General features: G+C 50.0%; 11 protein-coding genes. 5 read left to right on the plus strand and 6 right to left on the minus strand.

Going from position 1 to position 11,170, the window contains the following annotated elements:
• Nucleotides 1-58: 58 nt before the first annotated feature.
• The gene (locus tag ABLU88_RS17980) at nt 59-394 is read right to left on the minus strand and encodes a zinc ribbon domain-containing protein YjdM (protein ID WP_004097870.1); all 336 of its coding nucleotides are present in this window, start codon (nt 392-394) and stop codon (nt 59-61) included.
• Nucleotides 395-933: 539 nt separating this feature from the next.
• Here ABLU88_RS17980 and proP point away from each other — a divergent pair.
• Nucleotides 934-2,436 carry a glycine betaine/L-proline transporter ProP gene (gene proP / locus ABLU88_RS17985; protein WP_148849496.1) on the plus strand — a complete coding sequence of 501 codons (1,503 nt, stop codon included), beginning with the start codon at nt 934-936 and terminating at the stop codon, nt 2,434-2,436.
• 146 nt (nt 2,437-2,582) lie between these two features.
• Here the strand turns inward: proP and cbpM are convergent, their stop codons facing one another.
• The 3 genes from cbpM to ABLU88_RS18000 all read right to left on the minus strand — a co-directional run bounded on the left by cbpM (nt 2,583) and on the right by ABLU88_RS18000 (nt 4,639).
• The gene (gene cbpM / locus ABLU88_RS17990) at nt 2,583-2,888 is read right to left on the minus strand and encodes a chaperone modulator CbpM (protein WP_004097873.1); all 306 of its coding nucleotides are present in this window, start codon (nt 2,886-2,888) and stop codon (nt 2,583-2,585) included.
• A complete protein-coding gene (gene cbpA / locus ABLU88_RS17995; RefSeq protein ID WP_014227587.1) occupies nt 2,888-3,808 on the minus strand; it encodes a curved DNA-binding protein in 921 nt (306 codons plus the stop codon). The genes cbpM and cbpA overlap by 1 nt, the downstream gene beginning before the upstream one ends.
• A gap of 150 nt (nt 3,809-3,958) precedes the next feature.
• Nucleotides 3,959-4,639, minus strand: coding sequence for a TerC family protein (locus ABLU88_RS18000; protein ID WP_004097877.1), 681 nt, complete (start codon nt 4,637-4,639; stop codon nt 3,959-3,961).
• A gap of 223 nt (nt 4,640-4,862) precedes the next feature.
• On the opposite strand from ABLU88_RS18000, the gene ABLU88_RS18005 reads away from it, so the two are divergent.
• Nucleotides 4,863-5,645: a DsbA family protein gene (locus ABLU88_RS18005; RefSeq protein ID WP_025107666.1), complete on the plus strand. Its 783-nt coding sequence runs from the start codon at nt 4,863-4,865 to the stop codon at nt 5,643-5,645.
• Nucleotides 5,646-5,678: 33 nt separating this feature from the next.
• Here ABLU88_RS18005 and ABLU88_RS18010 read toward each other — a convergent pair whose 3' ends face one another.
• Entirely contained in the window at nt 5,679-6,275 is a 597-nt protein-coding gene (locus ABLU88_RS18010; RefSeq protein ID WP_032747545.1) for a TetR/AcrR family transcriptional regulator, read from the minus strand.
• Between the two features lie 115 nt (nt 6,276-6,390).
• On the opposite strand from ABLU88_RS18010, the gene ABLU88_RS18015 reads away from it, so the two are divergent.
• On the plus strand, nt 6,391-6,978 hold the full coding sequence (locus ABLU88_RS18015; RefSeq protein ID WP_032747547.1) for an NAD(P)H-dependent oxidoreductase: 588 nt from the start codon (nt 6,391-6,393) through the stop codon (nt 6,976-6,978).
• Between the two features lie 256 nt (nt 6,979-7,234).
• Nucleotides 7,235-7,870, plus strand: a complete 636-nt coding sequence (locus ABLU88_RS18020; RefSeq protein WP_224354304.1) for a hypothetical protein — start codon at nt 7,235-7,237, stop codon at nt 7,868-7,870.
• A gap of 35 nt (nt 7,871-7,905) precedes the next feature.
• Here ABLU88_RS18020 and ABLU88_RS18025 read toward each other — a convergent pair whose 3' ends face one another.
• Nucleotides 7,906-8,715, minus strand: coding sequence for a polysaccharide pyruvyl transferase family protein (locus ABLU88_RS18025; protein WP_004097886.1), 810 nt, complete (start codon nt 8,713-8,715; stop codon nt 7,906-7,908).
• 99 nt (nt 8,716-8,814) lie between these two features.
• Between ABLU88_RS18025 and ABLU88_RS18030 the strand changes: the two genes are divergently transcribed.
• Nucleotides 8,815-11,037: a glycosyltransferase gene (locus ABLU88_RS18030; RefSeq protein WP_348837418.1), complete on the plus strand. Its 2,223-nt coding sequence runs from the start codon at nt 8,815-8,817 to the stop codon at nt 11,035-11,037.
• Nucleotides 11,038-11,170: the final 133 nt, after the last annotated feature.

Here is an 11,170-nt window from a genome sequence, read left to right on the forward strand (position 1 = left end):
TCCGGGAGGCCACGGGAAAATATATTTCCCCCCGACAACGGGCGTCGGGGGAATAAAATCAGTTCTTTTTAACAAATTCGGATTTTAGCTTCATCGGGCCAAAACCATCTATTTTACAGTCAATATTATGATCGCCTTCAACCAGGCGGATATTCTTCACTTTAGTGCCGATTTTTAGCATCGAAGAGCTGCCTTTAACCTTCAGATCTTTTACCACGGTGACGCTGTCGCCGTCGGCGAGTAAATTACCGTTGGCGTCTTTGACCACCAGCGCGTCGTTATCGTCCGCAGGCTCGGCATTGTTCCATTCGTGGGCGCATTCCGGGCAGATAAACATGCCGCCGTCTTCATAAGTGTATTCAGAATGGCATTTTGGGCAGTGTGGCAGTTGCATGACGTTCCTCGCGATTACTGGGTAAAACAGGACGTTGGTCCTTTAAATGGCGGCTGATAGCCGAAAGCAATGCTGATTATAGCGCAATCCCGCACTTTTGTCGGGCCTTTTTTATGACTTATCGCAGCGGAGAAAGAGGATATATATCGTGAGGCCTGGCGGGCTTATTTTCATAAAAAGCGCAGGATATTTCCGGAAATGTATCGCTAAGTTCCAATATTCATTGAACTTATTGCTTTTGGATGACTCTGTTTAAGGGTAGGTAAATTTTTGTGAAGTTGATCCCAAATTTAAACGCTGTTAGGGTAAAAAGGCGAGAACGCAAATTCACTACACTTATTAGCGTACCGCTTATTTCATTATGGCCAGAGCAGGCGTCAACAGGTTCGGTTGTACGGACTGTCAGCAGACAGTGCAGGCAAACCTGCTACGCTTGAAATGTGGAGCACAGCAATTCGCCGCTCCCAACGCATGACGCGAATGACCTTGTCATTCGGCGGAGATTCGTGCGCTCAAGGCGAGAGCAAAAGAGGATAATTATGCTTAAAAGGAAAAAAGTAAAACCCATCACGCTTCGGGATGTGACCATCATTGATGATAGCAAACTGAAGAAAGCGATTACCGCAGCGTCGCTGGGTAACGCGATGGAGTGGTTCGATTTTGGGGTATATGGCTTTGTTGCATATGCGCTTGGTAAGGTCTTTTTCCCCGATGCCAACCCCAGCGTGCAGATGATTGCCGCGCTCGGTACTTTCTCGGTTCCCTTCTTAATTCGTCCATTAGGCGGCCTGTTCTTCGGGATGCTGGGCGATAAATACGGTCGACAAAAGATTCTGGCGATAACCATCGTTATCATGTCGATAAGTACATTCTGTATCGGCCTTATTCCGTCGTATGCCACGATTGGTATCTGGGCGCCGATCCTGCTGCTGCTGTGTAAAATGGCGCAGGGCTTCTCGGTGGGCGGCGAATATACCGGTGCCTCTATCTTTGTTGCAGAGTACTCGCCTGACCGTAAACGCGGCTTTATGGGCAGCTGGCTGGACTTCGGTTCGATAGCCGGTTTTGTCATGGGCGCGGGCGTAGTCGTGCTGATTTCCAGCGTGGTGGGCGAAGAGAACTTCCTCGACTGGGGCTGGCGTATTCCGTTCTTCCTGGCGCTGCCGTTAGGGATTATCGGTCTTTATCTGCGTCATGCGCTGGAAGAGACGCCGGCGTTCCAGCAGCACGTTGATAAAATGGAGCAGGGCGACCGCGAGGGCCTGCAGGATGGGCCGAAAGTCTCTTTCAAAGAGATTGCGACCAAACACTGGCGTAGCCTGCTGACCTGTATCGGTCTGGTGATTTCCACCAACGTGACCTACTACATGTTGCTGACCTACATGCCGAGCTACCTGTCGCATAACCTGCACTATTCTGAAGACCACGGGGTGCTGATCATCATCGCCATCATGGTCGGGATGCTGTTCGTTCAGCCGGTTATCGGTATGCTCAGCGACCGTTTTGGCCGTCGTCCGTTCATCCTGATTGGTAGCGTGGCGCTGTTCGGGCTGTCGATTCCGGCCTTTATCATGATTAATAGTAACGTCCTTGGCCTGATTTTCGCCGGTCTGCTGTTGCTGGCGGTGGTGCTGAACTGCTTTATCGGGGTGATGGCCTCGTCGCTGCCGGCGATGTTCCCGACCCACATCCGCTTTAGCGCCCTGGCCAGCGCCTTTAACATCTCGGTGCTGATTGCCGGTCTGACGCCGACTCTGGCGGCGTGGCTGGTGGAAAGCACGCAGAACCTGATGATGCCGGCTTACTATCTGATGGTGGTGGCGGTGATTGGTCTGATTACCGGCCTGTCGATGAAAGAGACCGCCAATCGTCCGCTGAAAGGGGCGACGCCAGCGGCTTCGGATATTCAGGAAGCGAAAGAAATTCTCGGCGAGCACTACGATAACATCGAACATAAAATCGAAGATATCGATCAGGAAATCGCCGACCTGCAGGAAAAACGTTCTCGTCTGGTGCAGCAGCATCCGCGCATCAACGACTAAATCGTTTTGCTGGTAACTCATGCCGCCGCGGGCTTCCCCCGGCGGCATTTTTTATGTCCTGAGCGGCTACGGGCTTGAGGTCATTCGCGGACCGCCCGGGCCCGGTGAGGACCGGGCGGTGCCACAGGAAGAGAGCGGGCTACGGCTTAGCTATGGGTCAGAAAGCGCGCCAGCCGCTGCTGCAGAATTTGATTTTCGCGGCTCAGGCGCGCGTTCTCGTCCAGCAGCGTTAAGGCCACAGCGATGCCCGGCCAGTCCAGCTCCAGCTCTTTTCGCAGGCGTACGGCGCGGTGAACGATGGTCACCGCGCTATCGTCAAACAGCCAGTTTTCCCGCTGCGGCTGGCGCGGCTCGATCATGCCGAGGCCGACAATCTCGTTAAGCTCCTCTTCGGAAAGGCCGGTGTGGAGACAAAACTCGGTAATCGTGAACGTCACTGTTATCTTAGCCATCAGGCTTTCCCCCATGTCTTACGCGGCTCGAAGCTGGATTGTGCATCCGCCAGCTGCTGCCAGAGCTCACGGCTCTTCTCATCTGGTTTTGGCGGCATGACGATTTTGATCACCGCATACAGGTCGCCGGTGGTGGTTTTGCTGGTCAGCCCTTTGCCCTTCACCCGCAGCCGCTGACCGGCCTGGCTGCCCGGCGGAATGGTCAGCAGGATGCTCTCTTTCAGCGTCGGGATAGTGACCCTGGTGCCTAGCGCTGCTTCCCACGGCGCCAGCGGCAGGACGATTTCAAGGTTGTGTCCGACGATATCAAACAGCGGATGCGGGGCGATATGAATCACCAGCCACAGGTCGCCGTTAGGGCCGCCATTTTCGCCAGGGGTGCCCTGGCCTTTCAGGCGGATCCGCTGGCCGTCGACGACGCCCGCGGGAATTTTCACGTTCAGGGTTTTCGGCGTTTCGCTTTCGACCATGCCAAAGACGTTATAAACCGGCAGCTTATAGCTGATGGTGCGCGTCTGCTCGGCCAGGGTCTCCTCAAGGAATACCGCGACTTCTATCTCTAAGTCATGACCGCGGACGCCGTGCTGGCGGCGGCTATGGTGCGCCTGCTGGCCAAACATGGAGGAGAAGATGTCGTCGAAGTCCTGCTGGCTATAGCTCTGCTCGTGGGAATGCTGCTGCTGACGGCCAAACTGCGGATCGTTACGGTGCTGCCAGAGCTGGTCGTATTCGGCGCGGCGCTGGTCATCTTTAAGCACTTCCCAGGCTTCGGCGAGATCTTTGAATTTGGCTTCGGCATCGTTTTCTTTGCTGACATCGGGGTGGTATTTACGTGCCAGACGGCGATAGGCGGTCTTAATGGTTTTCAGATCGTCCGTTGGCTGAACCCCTAAAATGGCATAATAATCCTTTAATTCCATGGTTTTATCTCATTTATGCACAATATTATGGTTACAGATCCCTGGATCAGGTGTCTTTACTAAGCGTAGGGCAAATGAGGGCGGATGTGGGGGAAAAATGGCGCAAACTTGACGCCGTCGGGATTGACGGCGGCCAAGCGTGAACGCCAGCTATTCGCTGGAGCGCCTGCGGTTTCTGCGCAACCCTTCCAGCAGCACAAGGGCGGCGCCAATGGCTCCGCCCATCACGGGGAGCGCGGCGGGCGCGTTGGGGAACAGATGAACGATGGTCACATCGGTCACCATCATGGAACCGGCTATCCAGCCGATGAGCGCCCCGCCCAGCATCACCACGGACGGGAAGCGGTTGAGGATAGCCAGCACCAGCTTGCTGCCGAGGACGATAATCGGAATGCTGATCAATACGCCCAGCGCGACCAGCAGCAGATGGCCTTTTCCGGCGGCGGCCACCGCCAGCACGTTATCCAGCGACATAATGACATCGGCAACGGTAATGGTGACCGCGGTACGCCACAGGCTGCTGGAGCTGCTGACATCATTCTCTTCTTCCTGATTGGTCACCAGCTTGATGCCAATCCACAGTAGCATCAGCGCGCCGACCACTTTAAGCCACGGCAATGAGAGTAAATAGATCGCGATGGCCAGCAGCAGCACGCGCGCCGCTATTGCGCCGACGGTGCCGATGATAATCGCTTTGGTACGCTGCTGAGGCGGCAGTTTACGGCAGGCCATCGCGATCACCACCGCGTTGTCGCCACCCAATAACAGATCGATAGCAATAATTTGCAGCAGAATAACCGCCACGTCCCACTGACTGAAAAACGCATTCATACCCAACTCATCGAACCAAAAAAGAGAACCTACGGAAAAACGCAGGGGCGAAGCGTACTCTCGTTAGGGCGCTCTGGCCACCTTACCGAGAGACCGCGCGCAGCGAGTGATTGAAAAATATCGTTACCAATCATTGCATGGTCCGGCAATGATTCGCAGGCAAAGGATGATATTTTGTTCGTAGAAATACATCTGCCGTTCACCTATCGCAAGGACTAACTACATGCCCGGCCATAAGAATTTACTCACATTTGCCTTTATCGGCGCTACCCTGTTTCCGCTTATGGCGACCGCTGCTGATGCGCCGACTTTTACGCCTGAACAAGAGGCCCGTATTGGCAAAATCGCCGCGGATTACTTAGTCGCGCATCCGGAAGTGCTGCTGCAGGCCAGCCAGAAGCTACAGCAAATTCAGCAACAGCAGCAGGCCAGCGCCGCGACCCAGGCGGTACTGAAGAATGCGGCTGCGCTGACCCAGGATAAAAATACGCCAACCTACGGCCCGAAAGAGGGCAAAGTCACGGTCATTGAATTCTTTGATTATCAGTGCGTTTACTGCAGTCGTCTGGCGCCGGTAATGGAACAGGTGATTAAAGAGCACCCGCAGACCCGCTTTGCCTTTAAAGAGTGGCCGATCTTTGGCAGCCGTTGGGAAACCTCGCTTGAAGCGGCCAAAACCGGCCTGCAGATTTATCAGCAGAAGGGCGCAGAGGCTTATCTGACCTACCATAACGGGATCTATTCCACCGGACATAACGAAGGCAAGCTGACGGCTGCCGACATCCAGCAGCAGGCGAAGAAAGTGAATTTCGACGCGAAGAAAGCGGCGGACGTTGAGCCGGTACTGGAAAGCACCAATCAGCTGGCGCAGGAAATTGGCCTGAGCGGGACGCCGGGCGTTATCGTGATGCCGACTACCGGCGCCACGGAAGCGACGATCACCGTATTCCCGGGGCTGGCGGATAAAGCCTCGCTGGATGCGGCGATCAAGAAAGCGGGCGGCTGATAATCAACGCGTCCGCCGGACGGCGGGCGCGATTTAGCGATGACAGCAGCGCTGCAGCATCGACATAATGACCTGAAAGAGTTCATCTTTAGCCTGCTGCTCCGTGATGACGCCGTTCACTACCGCGGCCGATAGCCCGTCTGCGGAGCCGAGCATGGCGAGAATGGCCGCCTCGCTGAGATTCTCACTCTCGCAAAGCGGCGAAAAATAGTCCCGACATTTTCCGGTAAAGGTGGCGATGCACTCTTGTTTGATCTTCTCCAGCTCTGGCGTCCCGGCCAGCGCGGCCATGACGCTGGGCATCTCGCGCCCCTGAAGCAGCACGCACTCGATATAGGCGTTGGCGATCGCCGAGGCCAGCTTCTCCGCATTCGGTTCGGTATTGCGCAGTATCTCATCCATGCGCGCCGTCTGGCGTTGGTCGTATTCGCGATAAAGCGTCGCGAAAAGCCCTGAACGGCTGTCAAAGTGATCGTAAACCACGGGTTTAGTCACGCCCGCCTGCGTCGCCAGATAACCCAACGTCAGGGCATCGGTCCCTTCTTGCCGAATAATATGCCAGGCGACATCAATCAGCTGCTTGCGCCGCTCTTCTCGCGTTAAACGCTGACGTACGAGTGGTTCAGACATGGAAACATTCTCCCGTTGACATATTAATATACTAAAGGTAACTTACTAATGGTAGGTTACTGTTGGTATATAAGACTACGTCCAATATCGTTATAGCGCAACTGGGGTATCCGTCATGCATGCATTAATCGTGGTTTCTCATCCTCTCAAGACGTCGCTGACTCACAGCGTAGCGACGGCGATTGCGCAAGGAATTGCCGAATCCGGCCCGCAGCATACGGCTGACATAGCGGATTTAACGCAGGAAGGCTTTAACCCGGTATTTGCCGAGCCGGATATCGCCGCATTTCTGCAAACCGGCGACACGCCGCCCGACGTGATGGCCGAGCAGGCCAGAATTGATAACGCCGACGCGCTGGTGCTGGTTTTTCCCGTTTACTGGTGGTCGATGCCTGGGCTGTTAAAGGGCTGGGTTGACCGCGTGTTTTCAAACGGCTGGGCCTATGAGGAGACCGCCGACGGCGATGTTGTGAAGAAGCTGGGCCGCCTGCGGGTGCATCTGGTGGCATTAGGCGCAGCGAGTCAACAAACGTATGACAAGCACGGATTTACCGATGCTTTTAATGCGCAGATTGTCCACGGGATTTTTGATTACTGCGGGGCGACGGTAGCCAGTTCGCAGATGCTGCTGTTGCCGGACCTGAAAACGGCGGAGGCGCATCTGGAGGCGGGGCGCCAGCTGGGAAGAAAGATGTTTGCCTGAGGCTCGCTTCGCTCCCGAGCCTGGGTTTCCGCCGGGCGGTTTTATCCGGGCCCGGCCTGAAAAAAAATATATTATCAATGGTTTATGTGCGTCATATCGGGACAGAACGCGCGATAATCTCACGAGGGGGCGTCATGCTGATATGCCATGTTTTCACCGCGTTATGTTGCCCTGCGCGGACGGCATCTGACGACATTTTTGGTGTTAGCCAGAGGTACCTTATTGTATAATCCTTCGGTTCCCCTTCTGGAAAACAATGATGAATAAATTACAGCGTTTCGAAAGTCTCGGTGATAATTGTGAGTTTGCTTTCTTTCTCAGAGAGTCAGGTTATGATGAAGGCAGCTTGTTTCGTTGGACTTTAATAAAAAACTATCATGCTCTTCTAAAACTAATAGAATCTGATTTTGCTGGTTTGTATGTCTATGAAAACCTGACCCCATCCTGGCAGGATATGGTGCTTGATCAACAGTATGATATTTGTTTTCATACTGAAATGTATAGCGATAATAAAAATGATAGCTGGGTCTGGCGTTATTCTGAACAGGAAAATGATCTTATTTATAAAAAAGAAGTAGAGAAGATTAATTACCTGATAAGCAAATTTAAGAAAAGCCTTGTTGATGACAATAAAATTTTTGTCGTAAAAAGCAATGGCAATAATCTTGATGATATAGTATTCGCTTTAGCAAAAGAGTTTAAGAAGCACGGTAACAGTAAAATACTTTACGTGAAAAGTAACGTGGAAAGTTCAGCTCCAGGTGAAATCAAGAAAGTGACTGATAATCTTTTTATTGGCGCAATCGATAGATTTGCCGACTATAGCCGGGCAAATGAATACTCGCGTGAAGGCTGGCAGGCAATAATTGATAATGCTGTAAAGGTTATGTGATTTTTTTTGCAGCGTATTAATATACGCTGCATTTTTTAGCTGGTAGTAATAAAGCACGTTTTTGGGTAATGATTTAACAGCGAGTAATTATAAACGGCTTCATTCTTGTAGTATGAGTTAGGGTAGAAGTTGACTTCTTTCCCCAGCAGGGAGGCTAAAATTGCCACGTGAAGTCTGTCGGTATTTACAACTTTATACTCTTCAAGAAAGTTGATCATGCAGCGGGTAGAGTTTCGTGCCAGAAATTCATTATCCCAATAGTCGCCATTCCACGTGAGCGAAATATCATGATTGTTTTCTTTATGTTCTCCTGTCAGAGACTCTGAGTCTGTTCTGAAACAGTTTGCCTGTTGTTTATAGGCAGGTTTAAGAGACAGGTACTGGCTAAGATCGAGATAAAATGCCATGTCATCAGCAATGAATACGTTCTTATTTGGCTCATAGCTAAGAGATTTTATATAATCGAAAGTGGTATTTTCTCGGCAAAAGACAACTAACTTATCTATATTATTAGTGAATAAATCGCTATACCCTCTGATGGTCGAAGGCATAATGATCGTTTTGTGAAATTTGTGAATATTACTTTGAATAAAATCGCGGCCCTCAGCATACAGTCCTTCTATGAGGTTTCCTCCGCCACCAAAAATTAAAATATCAGTATCAGCGCTGTAGCGCTCATCGGCCCTGTAAGGAACATAGGTAAGCGCATTTCGTTCGAAAAAGTCGTACGTTGCCGATGCAATCACGCCATCACCCGCGTTACCGGGGTTTGCCTTATAGACAAATCGATGAGATGGATGATAGGATTTTAGAAATAAATCAAATTTTAACTCTGCACTGGTCATTTTTTATCCTGTTTAACAGAAGCTATTGATTGCTATCTTAATATTGCTTCAACTCACTCATTATTATAGAAAAGTCTAGGTTACTAAGGAAAGATCACAATGAAAAAAGTTCTTATAATGACGCCGGACATAGAGGGGCCTGTCCGTAACGGCGGCATTGGTACTGCTTTCACTGCCCTTGCCACTACTTTGGCAAAAAAGGGTTATGATGTCGATGTATTGTATACATGTGGTGACTATTCGGAGTCTTCTGCATCAACTTTTAGCGATTGGTCACGTATTTATAGCACCTTTGGTATTAATCTGCTAAGTACCGGTCTGGTAAAAGAGATTAATATTGATGCGCCTTATTTTAGAAGAAAAAGTTACTCAATTCTGCTCTGGCTGAAAGAAAATAATGTCTACGACACTATTATTTCTTGTGAATGGCAGGCAGATCTGTATTACGCTTTATTAAGTAAAAAGAATGGCACTGATTTTGAGAATACAAAATTCATTGTCAATACTCATAGCTCAACATTATGGGCTGATGAAGGTAATTACCAGCTCCCATATGATCAGAATCATCTTGAACTCTATTATATGGAGAAAATGGTTGTTGAGATGGCTGATGAAGTCGTTAGTCCTTCTCAGTATTTAATTGACTGGATGTTGAGTAAACACTGGAATGTTCCTGAAGAACGCCACGTTATTTTAAATTGTGAGCCATTTCAAGGGTTTGAGACGAGAAGTGATGTTGTCGTAAAAACAAATGAAACACCCGCTTCAGGCGTTGAGCTTGTATTTTTCGGCCGGCTTGAAACCCGTAAAGGGCTCGATATCTTCCTGCGCGCATTAAGAAAACTCTCTGACGAAGACAAAGAGACGATCTCTGGCGTGACCTTCCTCGGGAAGAATGTCACGCTGGGTAAAATTGATTCCTTTACCTATATCATGAACCAGACCAAAAATCTGGGGCTGGCAGTCAATATCATCAGCGATTACGATCGTACTAATGCTAATGAATATATAAAAAGAAAAAATGTATTAGTCATCATCCCATCGCTCGTTGAAAACTCCCCGTATACAGTTTATGAGTGCCTGGTTAATAACATTAACTTCCTCGCCTCAAACGTCGGAGGAATTCCAGAACTGATTCCGCAAGAGCATCATGCTGAGGTTCTGTTTACCCCAACGCCGGTTGATTTATACGGTAAAATCCACTATCGCTTAAAAAATATAAATATCAAGCCTGGGCTGGTTGAGTCACAGGAAAATATCCAGGCAGCGTGGTTTGCCGCTATTGAGCGAAAAGATAACAGCGTCTTCAAGAAAATAGATGAATCGAATCGCCCGTTAGTTAGCGTGTGTATCACTCATTTCGATCGTCACCATTTGCTCCAGCAGGCACTTGCCTCAATTAAAACGCAGACGTATCAAAATATTGAAGTCATCTTAGTTGATGATGGAAGTACAAAAGAAGAATCTCATCGTTATTTGAACCTTATCGAGAACGACTTTAACGCTCGAGGCTGGAAAATCATTCGTAGTTCAAATAACTACCTGGGCGCGGCGCGAAATTTGGCTGCGCGACATGCCTCCGGTGAATATCTGATGTTTATGGACGATGATAATGTCGCTAAACCTTTTGAGGTTGAGACATTTGTCACGGCAGCATTAAACTCCGGGGCCGATGTGTTAACCACCCCAAGCGATCTCATTTTTGGTGACGAGTTCCCTTCTCCGTTCCGTAAAATGACGCACTGCTGGCTGCCGTTAGGCCCGGATTTAAATATCGCCAGCTTTAGCAACTGCTTTGGCGATGCTAATGCCCTTATCCGCAAAGAGGCTTTCGACAATATCGGTGGCTTTACTGAAGATTATGGTTTAGGCCATGAAGATTGGGAGTTTTTTGCGAAAGTCTCCTTACAAGGCTATAAATTGCAGCTCGTTCCTGAACCGCTATTTTGGTACAGAGTAGCAAACTCCGGAATGTTGTTAAGCGGAAATAAGAGCAAAAATAACTATCGTAGTTTCCGTCCATTTATGGATGAAAATGTGAAATATAACTATGCGATGGGGTTGATTCCTGCTTACCTCGAAAAAATTCATGAGCTTGAGAGCGAGGTGAGCCGACTGCGTAGCATCAATGGCGGCCACTCTGTCAGTAATGAACTGCAGCTTTTAAATCATAAGATTGATGGTCTTATTTCCCAGCAAAGAGATGGCTGGGCCCATGACCGCTTTAATGCCCTTTATGAAGCCATTCATGTTCAGGGCGCCAACAGAGGCAGAAGTCTGGTTCGTCGGGTGGGCCGAAAAGTTAAATCCCTGTTGAAATAGCAGCGTCCGCGGAGCTCGAAAGGGCTCCGCAAAAGAGAGTTTTGATGAAGTTTAATTGTTCGATGCACTCAGCTCACCCCGCAGGCGTTGAACAGCGCGCTTGTCGCGCTGGCCCCGAAGGGGTGAGCCGCCG

It is taken from the genome of Klebsiella sp. GW_Kp182 (assembly GCF_040062275.1).
GTDB classification, from domain to species: Bacteria; Pseudomonadota; Gammaproteobacteria; order Enterobacterales; family Enterobacteriaceae; genus Klebsiella; species Klebsiella michiganensis.